This window comes from Burkholderia sp. PvR073 (assembly GCF_054055695.1).
In genome coordinates, this window is the sequence record NZ_JBSRXO010000014.1 from 86,417 (window position 1) to 104,915 (window position 18,499).

The 18,499-nt window shown below is 64.7% G+C and carries 16 protein-coding genes and 2 tRNA genes; 15 read left to right on the forward strand and 3 right to left on the reverse strand.

Annotated elements, in window-relative coordinates; translation table 11 throughout:
• Position 1: 1 nt before the first annotated feature.
• Positions 2 to 559, reverse strand: coding sequence for an ester cyclase (locus ACVK00_RS30255; protein ID WP_284892632.1), 558 nt, complete (start codon positions 557 to 559; stop codon positions 2 to 4).
• A gap of 138 nt (positions 560 to 697) precedes the next feature.
• On the opposite strand from ACVK00_RS30255, the gene ACVK00_RS30260 reads away from it, so the two are divergent.
• The 13 genes from ACVK00_RS30260 to ACVK00_RS30320 all read left to right on the forward strand — a co-directional run bounded on the left by ACVK00_RS30260 (position 698) and on the right by ACVK00_RS30320 (position 13,651).
• The gene (locus tag ACVK00_RS30260; RefSeq protein ID WP_284892809.1) at positions 698 to 1,603 is read left to right on the forward strand and encodes a LysR family transcriptional regulator; all 906 of its coding nucleotides are present in this window, start codon (positions 698 to 700) and stop codon (positions 1,601 to 1,603) included.
• 132 nt (positions 1,604 to 1,735) lie between these two features.
• Positions 1,736 to 2,632 (forward strand): alpha/beta fold hydrolase, encoded by an 897-nt coding sequence (locus ACVK00_RS30265; protein WP_284892630.1) that lies wholly within the window; start codon positions 1,736 to 1,738, stop codon positions 2,630 to 2,632.
• A gap of 81 nt (positions 2,633 to 2,713) precedes the next feature.
• Positions 2,714 to 3,067: a RidA family protein gene (locus tag ACVK00_RS30270; protein WP_006758848.1), complete on the forward strand. Its 354-nt coding sequence runs from the start codon at positions 2,714 to 2,716 to the stop codon at positions 3,065 to 3,067.
• Between the two features lie 39 nt (positions 3,068 to 3,106).
• Positions 3,107 to 5,326 carry a RelA/SpoT family protein gene (locus ACVK00_RS30275; protein ID WP_228907413.1) on the forward strand — a complete coding sequence of 740 codons (2,220 nt, stop codon included), beginning with the start codon at positions 3,107 to 3,109 and terminating at the stop codon, positions 5,324 to 5,326.
• Between the two features lie 96 nt (positions 5,327 to 5,422).
• Positions 5,423 to 5,499, forward strand: a tRNA-Val gene (locus ACVK00_RS30280).
• Between the two features lie 271 nt (positions 5,500 to 5,770).
• A complete protein-coding gene (gene thrS / locus ACVK00_RS30285; RefSeq protein ID WP_284892807.1) occupies positions 5,771 to 7,678 on the forward strand; it encodes a threonine--tRNA ligase in 1,908 nt (635 codons plus the stop codon).
• Between the two features lie 49 nt (positions 7,679 to 7,727).
• The gene (infC, locus tag ACVK00_RS30290) at positions 7,728 to 8,252 is read left to right on the forward strand and encodes a translation initiation factor IF-3 (RefSeq protein ID WP_166721564.1); all 525 of its coding nucleotides are present in this window, start codon (positions 7,728 to 7,730) and stop codon (positions 8,250 to 8,252) included.
• 190 nt (positions 8,253 to 8,442) lie between these two features.
• Complete coding sequence (rpmI, locus tag ACVK00_RS30295) at positions 8,443 to 8,640, forward strand: 50S ribosomal protein L35 (protein WP_004191477.1); 198 nt, start codon at positions 8,443 to 8,445, stop codon at positions 8,638 to 8,640.
• Between the two features lie 30 nt (positions 8,641 to 8,670).
• Positions 8,671 to 9,030 carry a 50S ribosomal protein L20 gene (gene rplT, locus ACVK00_RS30300; RefSeq protein ID WP_006052502.1) on the forward strand — a complete coding sequence of 120 codons (360 nt, stop codon included), beginning with the start codon at positions 8,671 to 8,673 and terminating at the stop codon, positions 9,028 to 9,030.
• A 148-nt stretch (positions 9,031 to 9,178) separates the two neighbouring features.
• The gene (gene pheS, locus ACVK00_RS30305; RefSeq protein WP_006753318.1) at positions 9,179 to 10,192 is read left to right on the forward strand and encodes a phenylalanine--tRNA ligase subunit alpha; all 1,014 of its coding nucleotides are present in this window, start codon (positions 9,179 to 9,181) and stop codon (positions 10,190 to 10,192) included.
• 96 nt (positions 10,193 to 10,288) lie between these two features.
• Positions 10,289 to 12,718 (forward strand): phenylalanine--tRNA ligase subunit beta, encoded by a 2,430-nt coding sequence (pheT, locus tag ACVK00_RS30310; protein ID WP_284891920.1) that lies wholly within the window; start codon positions 10,289 to 10,291, stop codon positions 12,716 to 12,718.
• Between the two features lie 72 nt (positions 12,719 to 12,790).
• On the forward strand, positions 12,791 to 13,177 hold the full coding sequence (locus tag ACVK00_RS30315) for an integration host factor subunit alpha (protein WP_006753316.1): 387 nt from the start codon (positions 12,791 to 12,793) through the stop codon (positions 13,175 to 13,177).
• Between the two features lie 60 nt (positions 13,178 to 13,237).
• A complete protein-coding gene (locus ACVK00_RS30320; protein WP_228907416.1) occupies positions 13,238 to 13,651 on the forward strand; it encodes a MerR family transcriptional regulator in 414 nt (137 codons plus the stop codon).
• Between the two features lie 77 nt (positions 13,652 to 13,728).
• On the opposite strand, the gene ACVK00_RS30325 is transcribed toward ACVK00_RS30320, so the two are convergent.
• Together ACVK00_RS30325 and ACVK00_RS30330 are read right to left on the reverse strand one after the other, a co-directional pair.
• Complete coding sequence (locus tag ACVK00_RS30325) at positions 13,729 to 15,939, reverse strand: hypothetical protein (protein WP_354122961.1); 2,211 nt, start codon at positions 15,937 to 15,939, stop codon at positions 13,729 to 13,731.
• 354 nt (positions 15,940 to 16,293) lie between these two features.
• Positions 16,294 to 17,172 carry a tyrosine-protein phosphatase gene (locus ACVK00_RS30330; protein WP_284891915.1) on the reverse strand — a complete coding sequence of 293 codons (879 nt, stop codon included), beginning with the start codon at positions 17,170 to 17,172 and terminating at the stop codon, positions 16,294 to 16,296.
• A gap of 341 nt (positions 17,173 to 17,513) precedes the next feature.
• On the opposite strand from ACVK00_RS30330, the gene ACVK00_RS30335 reads away from it, so the two are divergent.
• Positions 17,514 to 18,227 (forward strand): methyltransferase domain-containing protein, encoded by a 714-nt coding sequence (locus ACVK00_RS30335; protein WP_284891913.1) that lies wholly within the window; start codon positions 17,514 to 17,516, stop codon positions 18,225 to 18,227.
• 173 nt (positions 18,228 to 18,400) lie between these two features.
• Positions 18,401 to 18,477: transfer RNA gene (locus ACVK00_RS30340), tRNA-Pro, on the forward strand.
• The last annotated feature ends 22 nt before the right edge of the window (positions 18,478 to 18,499 follow it).

Sequence of the window (18,499 nt, forward strand, 5' to 3'; positions counted from 1 at the left end):
GTCAGCCGACGAGCCCGAGCTGGCGCATCAGCGTCAGGTTGTCCTCGATGTGCCAGTTTTCCGCAATCCGGCCGTGGTCGATCCGGTAGATGTCGGTCGCGATGAAGTCGACCGTCTGCCCGCTGCCGGCCGTGCCATTGAACGTGCCGGTGAAATGCCCGCGAAAATGCAGGTGCACGACGACTCGGTCGCCCGCGACGATCATCTGCTCGATGTCGCAACGCAGGTCCGGGATGGCCGCGCGCATCGTCTGGGATGCCGCGAGCGGTCCCGGTACGCCCTGCGCGCGGCCGGCCGGAAGTGTGCGGTCGATGAAGCCGGCAGCGAGTGCCGTGCGGGCGAGGGTGGCGTCGCCGGTATCCCAGAACGTGCCGTAGCGACGCGTGGCGAGGATCTGCGCGCGTGCCTGCTGGGCCGGCAGGTCGGCCGCGACGGTCAGGCCGTGCGGCTCGACGAGGCCCGCCGCGCGGGAGGCGGCAGGCGACAGCGCAACGACGCAGGCGGCCGCGGCGATGACGCGGGTGATCGGGCGAGCGGCCGAAAGAAGGCGAATCGACATGGTTTCGGGGGTCCTGTGTATGGCGTCGTGCGACGACGCGGAACAGGTATGGTAGGTTTTCGATTTCCATCTAAATACCGTCGGAAATCGAATGGATTATTCGAAAAAAGGAAAGGTTCAATCGGGGCCGGTGCCGCGATGCTGATCGACGATCTCCCGGCGCTCGATACCTTCGCGAGAATCGTGTCGGCCGGCAGCCTGTCGGCGGCGGCGCGCGAGCTGGACTTGTCGCTGTCCGTCGTCAGCAAGCGGCTTGCGCATCTCGAGTCGCAGCTCGGCGTGCGTCTGCTGCACCGGACGACGCGGCAGCAGACGCTGACCGACGACGGTGCGCAGTTTCACGCGCAGGTGCTGCGCATCCTGGCCGAAGTGGAGCGTGCCGAAACGCTGATGACCGATCGCCGCGGCACGGTCGGCGGTGTGCTGCGCGTCACGGCGCCGGGCGAGCTCGGCCGACTGCGGATCGCGCCGCTCATCGCGGCGTTTCAGCGGCGGCATCCCGAGCTGATCGTGCAACTGGTGCTGACCGACACGATCGTCGATCTGCTCGCGCATGACATCGATGTCGCCGTGCGGATCGGCAGCCTCGCCGATTCGACCATGATCGCCCGCGAGCTCGCACCGAATCATCGTGTGCTTTGCGCGTCGTCGAGCTATCTCGCCGCGCACGGGGTGCCGGCCGATCCGGCCGAGCTTCGTGCGCACCGATGCATCGTGATGGGCGACCAGCCGCGTGCCGAGTGGCGGTTCGACGGTGCACAGGGCACGGTTGCGGTCGAGGTGACGGCCGCGCTGCTGACGAACGACGGCGGCGCGGCTCGTACGTTGGCGCTGGAGGGGGCGGGCATCGCGCTGAAGTCGATCTGGGACGTCGGTGCCGATCTCGATGCCGGTCGACTGGTTCGCGTGCTGCCCGCATTCGCGGCGCCCGCGGCACCGCTTCATGCGGTTTATCCCGGTGGTCGTCACGTGCCGTTGCGCGTGCGCGCATTCGTCGATTTCCTGCGCGAGCAGTTGCGCGGCGCGTGGGGCCGCGGCGACTGAGCACGCTGTGAACGATGTGCCGGCGGTGGCGTGTGCGTGACGACCTGCGGTGACGAAGCGGTTTACAATCGTTTGCATCGGGCGACGCAAGCGTTGTCCGCCGCGCCGCCACCGTTCGACAGGATGCCAACGATGCCGATCACCTCAGCGAATCCTCCGATTCCCCGTCAGCGACGCGTGCAGTGTGCAAGCGCCGCCGGCCTTCACCACGTCGCCTATACCGAATGGGGCGACCCGGCCAATCCGCGCGTGCTGGTCTGCGTGCACGGCCTGACCCGTTCGGGGCGCGACTTCGACCGGCTCGCCGCCGCGCTGTCCGATACGTATCGCGTCGTCTGCCCCGACGTCGTCGGGCGCGGTCGCTCCGACTGGCTCGCCGATCCGCGGCATTACGCGATTCCGCAATACGTGGCCGATATGGTCACGCTGATTGCGCGGCTCGATGTCGAGTCGGTCGACTGGTTCGGCACCTCGATGGGCGGGCTGATCGGCATGGCGCTCGCGGGGCTGCCCGGTTCGCCGCTGCGCCGGATGATCGTCAACGACGTCGGCCCGCGCATCGAACCCGATTCGCTGACGCGCATCGGCGAATACCTCGGCGTGCAGCCGCACTTCGCGACCGAGCAGGAAGGTGTCGACTATCTGACGTCGCTGTCGCTGCCGTTCGGGGAGTTGACCGGCGACGAATGGCGCGAGATCAACCGGCCGCTGCTGCGCGAGCTGCCCGACGGCGGCTGGACGATGCGCTACGATCCGCGCATCGCCGAGCCGTTCAAGGCGACGACGCCCGAACTGGCCGCGCTCGGTGAGGTCGCGCTGTGGCGCGCGATCGAGACGACCGATGCGTCGCTGCTCGTCGTGCGCGGCGCCGAGTCCGACCTGTTGTCGCGCGAGACCGCCGCCGAGATGGTGCGCCGCGGCCGGCATGTGACGCAGGCGGAAATTCCCGGCACGGGGCATGCACCGGCATTCCTGGATGCCGACCAGATTGCGCTCGCGCGGCGGTTTTTCGTCGAAGGCGTCTCATAAACGCGTCATAATATGCGGTTCGGCGGCATGCGGGCCGCGTCGTCGCCGATTCTTCACCCACTCAAACGACCGGAACATTCCATGGCAGTCATTCGTCACCACGTCGGAGCCCGTCTCTCCGAAACCGCGATCCACAACGGTACCGTGTATCTGGCTGGCCAGATCGCCGAAGACACCACCCAGGACATCAAGGGCCAGACGCGCGAAGTGCTGGGCCACATCGACCGCCTGCTCGCCGAAGCGAACAGCGACAAGGCGCATCTGCTGTCGGTGCAGATCTACATTTCGGATCTCGCGAACTTCGAAGGCATGAACGCGGAGTGGGACGCGTGGGTCGCGCCGGGCAACACGCCGCCGCGCGCGACCGTCGAGGCGAAGCTCGCGGATCCGGCGCTGCTGGTCGAGATCGTCGTCGTCGCCGCGCAGCGGAGCTAAGCGAAGCATCACGATGACCGCAATACGCCAGGCCGTGCGATGACCGAGTCCGTTACCGCTTCTTCCGTCGCGGCGCCGTCGTTCGACGACGTGCTCGCGTTCGTGCGCGAGCGGGCCGGCGACGCGCGCCTGTCGACGGGCGAACTGCTTGCCGATCACTCGGCGGGCACGGCGTCGATCATGCGCACGTTGAACGTCGACCCGCACGCGATGCAGGCGGCCGCGCTGTTCGTGCTGACGCCGCACCTGAACGATCCCGAGCGGGAACTGACCGAACGGTTCGGCGAAGAAGTCGCGCGGCTCGTGTCCGACGTGCGCAAGCTGCTGCGGCTCGGCACCGTCAGCCTGCGCGCCCAGAATGCGATGCCTGAAGCCGGGCGCGATGCGGCGGAAGAGCGGCGCACGCAGATCGAGGCGCTGCGCAAGATGCTGCTCGCGTTCGCGCAGGACATCCGCGTGGTGCTGATCCGGCTGGCGTCGCGGTTGCAGTCGCTGCGTTATTACGCGGCGGCGAAGATCGATCCGCCGCCCGACGTCGCGCGCGAGACACTCGAGATCTACGCGCCGCTCGCGAACCGTCTCGGCATCTGGCAACTGAAGTGGGAGCTCGAGGACCTCGCGTTCCGCTTCGAGGATCCGGTCACCTACAAGCGCATCGCCAAGCTGCTCGACGAGAAGCGCATCGAGCGCGAGGCCTACGTCGCCCAGGCGATCGAGCGGCTCCAGCACGAGCTGGCGGAAGCGCACATTCCGGCCGACGTGAGCGGGCGGCCGAAACATATCTACAGCATCTGGCGCAAGATGCGCGGCAAGGAGCTCGACTTCGCCGAGCTGTACGACGTGCGGGCGTTCCGCGTGATCGTGCCGGACATCAAGGATTGCTACGCGGTGCTCGGCATCGTGCATCACCTGTGGCAGCCGGTGCCGAAGGAATTCGACGACTACATCTCGCGCCCGAAGCCGAACGGCTACAAGTCGCTGCATACGGTCGTGATCGGCGACGACGGCCGCGCGTTCGAAGTGCAGATCCGCACGCAGGAAATGCACCGCTTCGCGGAGTACGGCATCGCCGCGCACTGGCGCTACAAGGAAGCCGGCGCGCGCGGCTATGGCGGCCAGTTCTCGGCGAGCGACAAGTACGACGAGAAGATCGCGTGGCTGCGCCAGCTGCTCGCATGGAAGGACGACGTCGAAGTGTCGGGCGACCAGGCGTGGGCCCAGCTGCGCGAGACGTCGCTCGACGACGACCACATCTACGTGCTGACGCCGCAGGCGCGCGTGATCGCGCTGCCGCAGGGTGCGACGCCGGTCGATTTCGCCTACCACCTGCACAGCGAGCTCGGCCATCGCTGCCGCGGCGCACGCGTCGACGGCGTGATGGTGCCGCTGAACACGTCGCTCGCGAACGGCCAGACGGTCGAGATCGTCGCGGTGAAGGAGGGCGGGCCGTCGCGCGACTGGCTGAACCTGCAGCTCGGCTACCTGAAGAGTTCGCGTGCGCGACAGAAGGTGCGGGCGTGGTTCAACTCGATCGAGCAGGAAGAGAACATCGCGCATGGCCGCGCGCTCGTCGAAAAGACGCTGCAGCGCGAGGGCAAGACGTCGGTCAATCTCGACAACCTCGCCGCGAAGCTCGGCTTCAAGTCGCCCGAGGAACTGTTCTCGGTCGTCGGCAAGGAAGAATTCAGCCTGCGCAACGTCGAGCACGCGCTGTCCGATGCGCCGCCGCCCGAGCATGCGCCCGAGGCTCCCGCGGATTTCGAGAAGCGCAGCAGCGGGGCGAGTGTCGCGCACGGCGCGTCGACCGGCGTGCTGGTGGTCGGCGTCGATGCGCTGCTGACCCAGCTTGCGCGCTGCTGCCGTCCGGCGCCGCCCGACCCGATCAGCGGTTTCGTCACGCGCGGCAAGGGGATGTCGATCCACCGCAGCGACTGCCCGACGTTCCGGCGGATGGCCGAACGGGCGCCGGAGCGCGTGCTGCAGACGACCTGGTCGGCCGACGTGCTGGGCGGGCGCGGCGTGTCCGTCTATCCGGTCGACCTGATGATCGAGGCGAGTGACCGGCAAGGCTTGCTGCGCGACATCTCGGAAGTGTTCGCACGCGAGAAAATGAACGTGGTGGGCGTGAAGACGCAGAGCCGCCGCAATGCGGCGTTCATGCAGTTCACGGTCGAGGTGTCGAATTCCGCGCAGGTGCAGCGTGCGTGCACGCTGCTTGGCGAAGTGCAGGGCGTCGTGCGGGCGGGGCGCAAGACGTGACGTCCCCGTAATGGGGGCGGAACGTAATCGTTTTGCTGCGTCCGCATAAAAACACTTGCCAAGTCAGCGTTAGCTCCATATAATCTTAGCTTCTCTAGGCTCGTAGCTCAGCTGGTTAGAGCACCACCTTGACATGGTGGGGGTCGTTGGTTCGAGTCCAATCGAGCCTACCAACGAATTGAGAATGCCCGGTTTCCGGGTATTCGATGCAGTAGATAACTCAACGCGAACAGGGCGAATACGGTTATGACACCGCGAACGTTGACCGAAACCTTTTCGGAGCGACGCTAGTCGAGGAACGTTTTCGCCCTTTCAGCCTGAGTGAAGTATCGAATGCGGCCCCTCGAAAGCGGGGCCGCATTTTTTTTGTCGCGAAATTTCGCGCGTGATTTTTTATATCGCGTACCTGGTTTGCCGCCCACTGTCGGCATCACGGAGATTGCTATGGTTTCGATACGCTTGCCTGACGGCTCAGTTCGACAATACGAGCATCCGGTGACAGTTGCCGAGGTTGCGGCCTCGATCGGTCCCGGCCTCGCGAAGGCTGCGCTTGGAGGCAAGCTCGACGGCGAGCTCGTCGACACGTCCACGGTCATCGATCGCGACGCAGCGCTCGCGATCGTCACGGACAAGGATGCCGACGGTCTCGACATCATCCGTCACTCGACCGCCCACTTGCTCGCGTACGCCGTGAAGGAACTGTATCCGGATGCGCAGGTGACGATCGGTCCCGTGATCGACAACGGCTTCTACTACGACTTCTCGTACAACCGCCCGTTTACGCCCGAAGATCTGGAAAAGATCGAAAAGCGCATGCAGGAAATCGCGAAGAAGGACGAGCCGGTGACGCGCTGCGTCGTGTCGCGCGACGAGGCGGCCGGCTATTTCCGCAGCATCGGCGAGAAGTACAAGGCCGAGATCATCGAATCGATTCCGCAAAGCGACGAAATCAAGCTGTACTCGCACGGCGGCTTCACGGATCTGTGCCGCGGCCCGCACGTGCCGTCGACCGGCAAGCTGAAGGTCTTCAAGCTGATGAAGGTCGCGGGCGCGTACTGGCGCGGCGACTCGAAGAACGAGCAGCTGCAGCGCATCTACGGTACTGCCTGGACGAAGAAGGAAGACCAGGATCAATATCTGCACATGCTCGAGGAAGCGGAAAAGCGCGACCACCGCAAGCTCGGCAAGCAGCTCGACCTGTTCCACATGCAGGAAGAGTCGCCGGGCATGGTGTTCTGGCATCCGAAGGGCTGGGCGCTGTGGCAGCAGGTCGAACAGTACATGCGCCGCCGCGTGAACGACGCCGGCTACCTCGAGATCAAGACGCCGATGATCATGGACCGCTCGCTGTGGGAAGCATCGGGCCACTGGCAGAACTACCGCGAGAACATGTTCACGACGGAGTCGGAGAAGCGCGACTACGCGATCAAGCCGATGAACTGTCCGGGGCACGTTCAGGTGTTCAAGCACGGCCTGCGCTCGTACCGCGACCTGCCGCTGCGCTACGCGGAATTCGGTTCGTGCCACCGCAACGAGGCATCGGGCGCGCTGCATGGCCTGATGCGCGTGCGCGGCTTCGTGCAGGACGATGCGCACATCTTCTGTACCGAAGAGCAGTTCATCGCCGAGTCGATCGCGTTCAATACGCTGGCGATGAGCGTGTACAAGGATTTCGGGTTCGATCACATCGACATCAAGCTGTCGCTGCGCCCCGAACAGCGTGCGGGCACGGATGAAACCTGGGATCGTGCCGAGCAGGGCCTGCGCGACGCGCTGACGGCGTGCGGCCTGTCGTGGGAAGAGCTGCCGGGCGAGGGTGCGTTCTATGGTCCGAAGATCGAATACCACATCAAGGATGCGCTCGGCCGTTCGTGGCAGTGCGGCACGCTGCAGCTCGACATGGTGCTGCCGGAGCGCCTCGGCGCCGAGTACGTCGCGGAAGACAACAGCCGCCGCCGGCCGGTGATGCTGCACCGTGCGATCGTCGGTTCGATGGAGCGATTCCTCGGCATTCTGATCGAGCACCATGCCGGCGCGATGCCGGCCTGGCTCGCGCCGTTCCAGGCAGTTGTGCTCAATATCGCCGAAAGTCAGGTGGAATATGCGCACTCTCTGACCCAAACGTTGCAAAAACAAGGGGTTAGAGTGGCGGGCGATTTGCGCAACGAGAAGATTAGCTATAAAATACGCGAGCACACGCTGGAAAAGGTGCCTTATCTCCTCGTCGTGGGTGATAAGGAGCGTGATGCGCAAACGGTAGCCGTGCGTGCCCGTGGCGGCGTCGATCTTGGCGTTATGCCGATCGAAGCCTTCGTTGAGCGTCTGCAGGAAGACCTGCGCTCGTTCAAGTAACCGCCCTGGCAGCGCGGCTCGTTTTTTTAATTTTTAGAGGAAACGTAACATCGCTACTGATAAGTCGTCGCATCGCATCAACGGTGAAATCTCTGCGCCGGAAGTGCGTCTGGTCGGGATCGAGAACGAACCGCTCGGTATCGTAAAACTCGCTGATGCTTTCCGTAAATCGGAAGAACTGGATGTTGATCTGGTGGAAATCGCGCCGCAAGCGGTTCCCCCGGTCTGCCGTCTGATGGACTACGGCAAGTTCAAGTATCAGGAGTCCAAGAAGCAGCACGAAGCGAAGCTGAAGCAGAAGGTCATCCAGGTGAAGGAAGTCAAATTCCGCCCGGGTACCGATGACGGTGACTACAACGTCAAGCTCCGCAATCTCATGCGCTTCCTCGAAGAGGGCGACAAGACGAAGATCACGTTGCGTTTCCGCGGCCGTGAAATGGCTCACCAAGAGATCGGCATGCGGATGCTGGAACGTCTGCGCACGGATCTCGAGGAAGTCGGCCAGGTCGAGCAGATGCCGAAGATGGAAGGGCGCCAGATGATCATGGTGCTCTCGCCGAAGAAAAAGAAGTAACGGGCCCGCGCGCACGGCGCGCAGGTTCGAAAGTGGTTCGGTGCGTTGCCCGGTCAGGGCGGCGCGCCAACAATGACGGCGGCTGCGCAAGCGGTTCGCCGTACACAAGTGGACTGGGTTTCGAAGGGCGGGTCAAGGGCGCATGCCAACCGCACACCCATCGCCATCTAATAAACTGGAGTTGTTCGTCATGCCTAAGATGAAGACCAAGAAGAGTGCTGCAAAGCGCTTCGTGGTGCGTCCGGGCGGTACCGTCAAGCGCGGTCAAGCCTTCAAGCGTCACATCCTGACCAAGAAAACCACGAAGAACAAGCGTCACCTGCGCGGCGCAACGGCAGTTCATGATTCCGATCTGAACTCCGTCCGCGCAATGCTGCCGTTCGCGTAACCCCTCAACTGATACTCTAAGGAGAGAAACATGCCTCGAGTCAAACGTGGGGTAACCGCACGGGCCCGCCACAAGAAGATCATCAAGCTGGCCAAGGGTTATCGCGGCCGTCGCAATAACGTCTACCGCATCGCCAAGCAGGCGGTGATGCGCGCTGGTCAGTACGCGTACCGCGATCGCCGCAACAAGAAGCGTGTGTTCCGCGCACTGTGGATCACGCGTATCAACGCGGCAGTTCGCCAGCACGACATGACCTACAGCGTGTTCATCAACGGCCTGAAGAAGGCGTCGATCGAACTCGACCGCAAGGTCCTGGCTGACATGGCGGTGTTCGACAAGGCTGCTTTTGCTGCGATCGTCCAGCAGGTGAAAGCCGCCGTTGCAGCCTAATTGCGAAATTAGCACTGCGTGGTTAGTTGCAGCGATGTTCCGGTAGTTTCGGCCGCTGCAGCGAAAACGGGGCTCTTCCGAGCCCCTTTTTTGTTTGGTGGGCAGATTTGCTCGCCAAGACCGAATGACGTTGGAAATGATGGGATCTATGGATCTGGACCAGATTGTCGCCGACGCGCAGCAGTCCTTCGAACAGGCTGCCGACATCACCACGCTCGAAAACGAGAAAGCACGATTTCTCGGCAAGTCGGGTGCGCTGACCGAGTTGCTCAAGGGCCTCGGCAAGCTCGATCCCGAAGCACGCAAGACCGAAGGCGCACGCATCAACGTCGCGAAGCAGCAGGTTGAAGCCGCGCTGACCGCACGTCGCCAGGCGCTCGCCGACGCGCTGTTGAACCAGCGCCTCGCCGCCGAGGCGATCGACGTCACGCTGCCGGGCCGCGGCGCAGGTGCAGGCAGCCTGCACCCGGTGATGCGCACGTGGGAGCGCGTCGAACAGATTTTCCGCTCGATCGGTTTCGACGTGGCCGACGGTCCCGAAATCGAGACCGACTGGTACAACTTCACGTCGCTGAACAGCCCGGAGAACCATCCGGCGCGTTCGATGCAGGACACCTTCTACGTCGAAGGCAAGGATGCCGACGGCCGCCAGCTGCTGCTGCGCACGCACACGAGCCCGATGCAGGTGCGTTACGCGCGCATGAACCGTCCGCCGATCAAGGTGATCGCGCCGGGCCGCACGTACCGCGTGGACAGCGATGCGACTCACTCGCCGATGTTCAATCAGGTCGAAGGGCTGTGGATCGACGAAAACATCAGCTTCGCCGACCTCAAGGGCGTCTATACCGATTTCCTGAAGAAATTCTTCGAGCGCGACGACATCCTCGTGCGCTTCCGTCCGTCGTATTTCCCGTTCACGGAACCGTCGGCCGAGATCGACATGATGTTCGAGCACGGCAAGAACGCCGGCAAATGGCTCGAGATCTCGGGCTCGGGGCAGGTGCATCCGACCGTGATCCGCAACATGGGCCTCGATCCCGAGCGCTACATCGGCTTTGCGTTCGGCAGCGGCCTCGAGCGCCTGACGATGCTGCGCTACGGCGTGCAGGATCTCCGGCTGTTCTTCGAGAACGATCTGCGTTTCCTGCGCCAGTTCGCATAACGCACGCGCCGCGCCGACATGTGCCCGCGCACGCCCCGCCGGACGTTTCCGACGGGGCCCGGGCGTCGATCTAACCTGTTTCGAACGTAGACATCCATGCAATTCCCTGAATCCTGGTTGAGAACCTTTGTCGACCCGCAGCTGACGACCGACGAACTGTCGCACGCGCTGACGATGGCGGGGCTCGAAGTCGAATCGCTGAGCAAGGCTGCGCCGCCGACGTCGAAGATCGTCGTCGGCCGCGTGCTCGAAGTCGTCAAGCATCCGGATGCGGACAAGCTCAATGTCTGCCAGGTCGACGCCGGCACCGGCGCGACGCTGAATATCGTTTGCGGCGCACCGAACGTGGCGCCCGGCATCAAGGTGCCGGTCGCACTGGTCGGCGCGGAACTGCCGCCGGCGGAAGAGGGCGGCAAGCCGTTCGCGATCAAGCTGTCGAAGCTGCGCGGCGTGGAGAGCCAGGGGATGCTGTGCTCGGCGCGCGAGCTGAAGCTGTCCGAAGACCACAGCGGCCTGCTGATCCTGCCGGAAGACACGCCGGTCGGTCAGGACATCCGCGACACGCTCAATCTCGACGACACGATCTTCGAAATCAAGCTGACGCCGAACAAGGCCGATTGCCTGTCCGTGTTCGGCATCGCGCGCGAGACGGCCGCGATCACCGGCGCTCCGCTGACGCCGGTCGATATCCGTCCGGTGCGCGTCGAGCTCGACGAGACGCTGCCCGTGCGCATTGCCGCGCCCGATCTGTGCGGCCGCTTCTCCGGCCGCGTGATCCGCGGCGTGAACGCGCACGCGAAGACGCCGCAATGGATGGTCGAGCGCCTCGAGCGTTCGGGCCAGCGCAGCGTGTCGGCGCTCGTCGACATCTCGAACTACGTGATGTTCGAGCTCGGCCGCCCGTCGCACGTGTTCGACCTGGACAAGATCCACGGCGGCATCGAGGTGCGCTGGGGCAAGCGCGGCGAGTCGCTGAAGCTGCTGAACGGCAATACGGTCGAACTCGACGAAACGGTCGGCGTGATCGCGGACGACCGCCACGTCGAAAGCCTCGCGGGCATCATGGGCGGCGACAGCACGGCCGTCACGCTCGACACGACCAACATCTACCTGGAAGCCGCGTTCTGGTGGCCGGACAGCATCCGTGGCCGCGCGCGCAAGTACAACTTCTCGACCGATGCGGCCCATCGCTTCGAGCGCGGCGTCGACTACGCGACGACCGTCGAGCACGTCGAGCGCATTACTCAACTGATTCTCGAGATCTGCGGCGGCAAGGCCGGCCCGATCGACGATCAGGCGGTCAACCTGCCGCAGCGCGCGCCGGTGAAGATGCGCGTATCGCGCGCGAACCGCATCATCGGCGTGAAGATCGACGCCGACGAGATTGCGGACATCTTCACGCGTCTCGGCCTGCCGTTCGAGCGTGACGACGACGCATTCCTGGTCACGCCGCCGTCGCACCGCTTCGACATCGAGATCGAGGAAGACCTGATCGAGGAAGTCGCACGCATTTACGGCTTCGAGAAGATTCCGGCGCGTCCGCCGGTCGCGACGAGCGAGATGCGCGCGACCAACGAGACGCAGCGTTCGATCCACGACATCCGTCATGCGCTCGCGGCGCGCGACTACGCGGAAACGGTCAACTTCAGCTTCGTCGATGCGGAGTGGGAGCACGATTTCGCCGGCAACGACAACCCGATCCGCCTGCTGAACCCGATCGCGAGCCAGCTGTCGGTGATGCGCACGACGCTGTTCGGCAGCCTGATCTCGGTGCTGCGCCACAACCTGAACCGTCGCGCGGATCGCGTGCGCGTGTTCGAGGCGGGCCGCGTGTTCCTCGCCGATCCGTCGGTGAAGGCCGGCGAGCTGACCGTCGAAGGCTACACGCAGCCGAAACGTGTCGGCGCGCTCGCGTACGGCCCGGCTGTCGACGAGCAGTGGGGCGTGGCGACCCGCGCAGTCGATTTCTTCGACGTGAAGGGCGATCTCGAGGCGCTGCTCGCGCCGGCCGCCGCGCGCTTCGTGAAGGCCGAACATCCGGCCCTCCATCCGGGCCGCAGCGCGCGCATCGAAGTCGATGGCCGCGCGGTCGGCTGGATCGGCGAGCTGCATCCGCGCCTGATGCAGAAGTACGAGCTGCCGCATGCGCCGGTGATGTTCGAAATCGACTCGGACGCGCTGATCGCGCGTGCGCTGCCGGCACCGACCGACGTGTCGAAATTCCCGCCGGTACGGCGCGATATCGCCGTCGTGGTCGATCAGGCGGTCGAGGTTCAGGTACTTTTCGACGAAATGAAGAAGGCGCTGGCCGACGACGCCTGCCGATTCGTTCAGAAGGTTGTACTCTTCGACGAATTTCGTGCAAAATCAAATACTTCCGGTGGCCTTGCCGCGCACGAGAAGAGCCTTGCCTTCCGCGTGACGCTGCAGGACGCGGCTGGCACGCTACAGGACGAGGTCGTCGATCAGGCGATCCAGACGCTGGTCGAGCGAATGGCTCGTGCCGGTGCTCGCCTGCGCGGCTAAGGAGAGGGGCCGCCCGTTGGCGGGCGGCTTTTCCCCATCGTAAGTTTTGGTTTAACGCGCTGTATGGCAGATATGAACGACATGACCTCGAGTGAATTCGAAGCCCTCCTGACGGCGCAACGCAGCGCCATGAACCGCGACGCTTCGGCGCCGGCGTCCACCGAGACGCCGACGCTGACGAAAGCGGAACTGGCGGAGCTGCTGTTCGACAGCGTCGGGCTGAACAAGCGTGAAGCGAAGGACATGGTCGAGGCTTTTTTCGAAGTGATCCGCGACGCGCTCGAAAACGGTGAAAGCGTCAAGCTGTCGGGATTCGGCAATTTCCAGCTGCGCGACAAGCCGCAGCGTCCGGGCCGTAATCCGAAGACGGGCGAGGCGATTCCGATCGCGGCCCGCCGGGTCGTAACCTTCCACGCGAGCCAGAAGCTGAAGGCGCTGGTCGAAAACGGCGTGGAATAACGCCCGCGCGTTGACGTCTCCGCGCGGCCGCCGCGCACCCTTACCGACGGTTAACCGACGATGACCACTACGGTTGAGAAAGTCGTCTTGCCTCCGATTCCCGCGAAGCGCTACTTCACGATCGGTGAAGTCAGTGAGCTGTGCGGGGTCAAGCCGCACGTGCTGCGTTACTGGGAACAGGAATTCACGCAGTTGCGGCCGGTGAAGCGGCGTGGCAATCGCCGGTACTACCAGCATCACGAAGTGCTGCTGATCCGGCGGATTCGCGAGTTGCTGTACGAACAGGGGTTCACGATCAACGGGGCGCGCAACCGGCTCGATTCGCCGGGCGGCGAACGCGGTGCCGTGGCACCGGTCGAGCCGGACATGCCGGCAGCCGATGAGCGTGCGCCGGGCAAGCAGGGGGCAACGGTCGACGTGAACGCGTTGCGGCAGGCGCTCCTCGACGTGATCGACGGACTGAAGCACGACTGAGCGTGACGCTCGAATCAAGAAAAAGCCCGGTTGGCGAAGTGCCACCGGGCTTTTTTCATGCACGCGGGACCGTGCTGTCAGCGCGATGCGAGCGGATTCGGCTTGCCCATGTCGACGACCAGCGTGCCGTCCGGCAACATCCGCACCGAGCCCTGCGCGACCTGGCTGCGGTAGCCGTACAGGTCGAAACGCATCGGGCCGGCCTCGGCAGAGTTCCGAATCAGTGCGCGCACATTCAGTTCGAGTACGTTGAACATCTTCATGTCGCCGCCGTCCATCCACATGTAGCTCGGCGCGTCGATCTGCGGGCGCTTCGGCACCGGTGCGTCGGCGGCACGCCGGAACGTGAGGCGCAGTCCGTCGCGTTCGACCGTCGCCTGGGCGAGTTTTCCGTTCAGCACCGGCGGTGGAAATACGGTGTACTGATCGAGCACGAGCGTGTCGCCGCGCAGTTCCGCGCCGCGGCGCTGCAGCGGCGTCAGCGACGCGAGTTCGATGCCGAGCGAGCGCAGCAGCTTCGCCTGCGGAATGCCGAGCACCGACACCTGCGACGGCTTGAACGCCAGGTGCCGGTCGTCGAGCACCGACAGCGAGCCCTTCATGTCGGTCGGCAGCCATACGCCGGGCACGTGATTCCAGAGCTTGATGCCGCCCTGCACGCGCAGGTCCTGGCCATCCGCGCTCAGTTGCAGGTCGTTCAGCGAGCGCGGCGAATAGTCGAGCAGATAGTTGTTGAAGAGCGCCGACATCGCCTTCCACGATTCGACGACCGTTCCGCCGAGAATGCGGATGTCGTACTGGTTCGGATCGTCGAGGTCGACCGGCTCGCCCGGCCGTTTCGCGATGAGCTGCACGTCGAGATCCTCGACATGGAAGCCGATGTCGCCGGACAGGTTGAAGTCGACGTTGTGCAGATGGATCGTCGGGTTGCGGTTCGACACGTGCCGTTCGTTGAACGGCGTGGTCGACGAGCGTCGCATCGAGACTTTCTGCATGCCGGGCTGCGCCGCGGTGGCCGCGAGCGCAAACGCTTCCCAGTGCTGGCGCAAGTCGCGCAACGCGTTCTGCTGCGCGGCGAGGAAGCTGTCGTTCAGGCGTGCGGCCGCATTGCCCAGCGGCGCGCCGCTCGCGGGGCCCGCATACGACGGCATCCGGATCGCCATCGCACCGCTTTCGTCGAAATTGAAATAGCCGGCCGACACCTGGTCGCGATAGTGGTACAGGTCGAACACGAAATTCTGGTCGCGCTTCGTCGGATCGACGGGGCTGATCAGGATGTCGGCATTCATCGGCATCGAGCGCATGAATTTCACGTCGCCGCCGCGAATGTACATCGCCTGTTGCGGCGCGTTGGCGGGCAGCGCGAAGCCGGCGTGCGAGCCGTCGTCGAGCGTCAGGTCGAGTCCGGCCGGCGTCACGCGCAGCGTGGTGATCCGGATCTTCAGCCGCGGCGGCGGCATCAGCTTGTCGACCGACATCACGAGGTCGTCGCCGACGAGCCGCGCGATCGGTGTCTCGACCTTCAGCAGGTCGGCCATCTTCACGTTGGCCGCGCGCATCACCGGCTGCGCATTGATGCCCGATACGCGCACGCCGCTCGGGTGGAACACGAGCTGACTGCCGTCGCGGATCGCCAGCGTGCCGGTCAGCGAGAACGGCACCCAGCCGTCGCGCTGCATCTCGCCTTGCAGATGGATCACGCCGTCGCCGGCCGATACGGCGAGCTTGCGCAGCGGTGCGTTGCGGTAACCGAAGATGTAGCTGTCGAAGAGGGCGGTCAGCTTCGTGTTGTCGAGCGTGACCGTGCCTTCGTGCACGTCGATCTCGAAGCTCGTCGGATCATCGAACACGATCGGCGCGCCGGCCTGCGTCGGCACGAGTGTCGCGGACAACTGGTGGATGAAGAAGCCGAGGTTGTCGACGATGCGGAAATCGACATCGCGCAGAAACGTCATCGCACCGTTCTGGCCCGAGTCGCGCAGCGTGAACGGGCGCGGCTGCGTGAGTCGGATCGACGCGAGCGAAGGCACGGTGCGGGCGATCTGCTGTTCATGAGCGAGACGTTCGGCCTTGGCGCGCTCGATTTTCGTCGAGGCGACCGACGCGTTGCCGTCACGCTGCGCGGCTGGTTCCGCGCAGCCGGCGCAGAGCAGCGCGAGCGCCAGCGCGCCGCAGCCGAGTGCACGGGAGGTGCCGCGTGAAACCGAGGCTGCCGCGCGTCGCTGGGCAGCCATCCAGTCGAAAATTGCCGAAGGCGTGCGATGGTCGCGCCGGACCGCATTCCGCATCGTTTGTCTCCAAGTCTTGTCGTGATCGACGAGGGCGCGCGGCCGATGCGCGGCGCGGACGTCGATGCGGTGCAGTGTGGCATAGCGCGGTAGAGCGGCGTCACCAAACAACGGGAGTCCGGGCAAGGCCGGGCGGCGCACGACAGGACAATGGATTCCCGGTGGCAGGGCGGCAAGATCAAACGGTCGTTTGGTTTTGCGGCGGGGGCGGCCGGCGCGCTGAGCCGATCGTCAAACCGGCGCCGGCATGGGCCGACGCGGGTTTTCGTGCCGGGTGAGAGCCGCGTTCGATTCGGGACGCAGGCGGCGGCGCGGCGGCGGACGCGGTATCGCTGCCGTCGCCGGCACGGCCGATCAGACCAGCATGCGCTGCCGGATCGCATTCTGCGTCGGCTGGTCCAGTTGCAGGCCGTTATCGATGTACGACGCCATCGAGCCGTACGACGTGACGACTTGATCGAATGCCGCCTGCAAATAGGCGTCCTGCGCGCTCTGCAGCGCGGCCATCATGTCCGCCGCATCCTGGCCGCCGCTCTTGCGCGCCTGCGCGACATAGGCGGCGATTTCCGACGCGCTGTAGACGTTGGTCAGCAAATAGTCGGCGAGAATCGTCTGCCGGGGGACGCCGAGGATCGTGTGCAGAATGGCCGTCGCCCAGCCGGTGCGATCCTTGCCGGCGGTGCAGTGGAAGACCAGGTTGCCGCCGGACGCGGCAAAGCCGGCGAATAGCGTGCGGTAACTCGTCCGCGCCGTTTCCGACGTCACGAACGCCCGATACATGCGCTGCATGAAGGCCTCGGCCGTCGCGCCACTGGTCGGAAGCGGACCGAGCCCAGCGGCACCAAGCACGTTGAGGTTCTGCCAGGTGGCGCCGGCCAATGGCACATCCGGCTGCGCCTGGATCTCGGAAGTCGTGCGCAGGTCGCACACCTGCGTGATGCCGAGCGTATCGATCGTTGCGAGGTCGGCAGCGGACAACGCGAGCGCGGAAGACCGGTAGATCACGCCTTTTTTCATCGCTGCGCCGCTCGCGGTGGCATAGCCTGTTCCGTCGGGTCCCGCGGTGTCACGAAAGTTCGCTGCCGACCCGAGCCTGGGCGTCGTGACGGGGGCGACCGCGATCGAGTCGCCGCCGCACGCGGACAGAAGCGACGTGCTTCCCAGCGCGATGCCGAGCGTGCCGGCACCCAGCTGGAGAAAGTGTCGACGGGAAATTTCGTTTTTCTGATTCATTCACTGGCCTTTTTCGGAGACGGTGACAGGAAGTCGCGACCGCGGTTGCGACCGAAACCGCTGCCGGCATGCCGCACGGCGCGACAAAGCGCGGCGGTGCCGTTTCGGTCGGCATGCAGCCGGACGATGCGCCGTGCGCGTCGATTTCGCGTCAATCTCGCGCCGGGTAAGCGCACGGTAGCGATCCGCGGCGAAACGGCCATCGTCCTTTTCGATTAGGACGCGACGTGGATTGCCGGTGCGATTCACGCAACTTGTCGTGGGTGCCACGGCCGAGGCGCGGTAAGATCGGCATCAGTGGCTGGATGGATCAGCATGGTGGCCGACACGGGGGAGGCGTCATGGATCTGAAGGAGCTCGACGTATTGGGAGCGGATGTAGGCGATCACTGGTACTACGCGTCGAAGGCGCGCGCGATCCGTCGGCTTCTGGGCCCGTCGGACGCGAGCCGGATCCTCGACGTCGGTGCGGGCTCGGGGTTCTTTTCCAAGCATTTGCTCGAGCGCACGCAGGCGACCGAAGCGTGGTGTGTCGATACGAGCTACCCCGACGATACCGACGGGGAGACGGCCGGCAAGCCCGTCCATTTTCGGCGCGCCGTCGATCGATTCGATGCCGATCTCGTGTTGCTGATGGATGTCCTCGAACACGTCGATGACGATGTCGGGCTGCTTGCGCGATATGTGGCGGGCGCGCCGAAGGGCAGCCGGTTCCTGATCACGGTCCCTGCGTTTCAGTTCCTCTGGAGCGCGCATGACGATTTTCTCGAGCACAAGCGCAGGTACACGCTCGACGGTCTTGAAGACGTCGCGCGTCGTGCGGGGCTGGAGGTCGAGCACGGCGCCTACTACTTCGGCCTCACGTTTCCGCTCGCGGCGGCATTGCGGCTGAGCGAGCGGGCGCGTCGGCAACCGCGCGAACCGGCGTCGCAATTGCGCCGGCACCATCCGGTCGTCAATGGTTTGCTCAAGCTGATCTGCCGGGCCGAGTTGCCGATGTTCCGGTTCAATCGGATGGCGGGCCTCACGGTCATCTGTGTCGCGCGCAAGCGGTGAGCATCGGGCGGATCGCATGGCCGGCGTATGGGCGCGGCACGATGCGCGTTGCCGCCCGCGTCGAGGGCCGTCACGTGGTGTCACGCCACCTCGAAAAAATTTCGCAGGAACATTCACAAAATGCATGCGACCCGTTCTAAACCGGACAACTGTCTGTTATAATTTTTTTCTTTCGGGGCGTAGCGCAGCCTGGTAGCGTACCTGCATGGGGTGCAGGTGGTCGGAGGTTCAAATCCTCTCGCCCCGACCAGATAAAGAACCCGCGTCAGTTC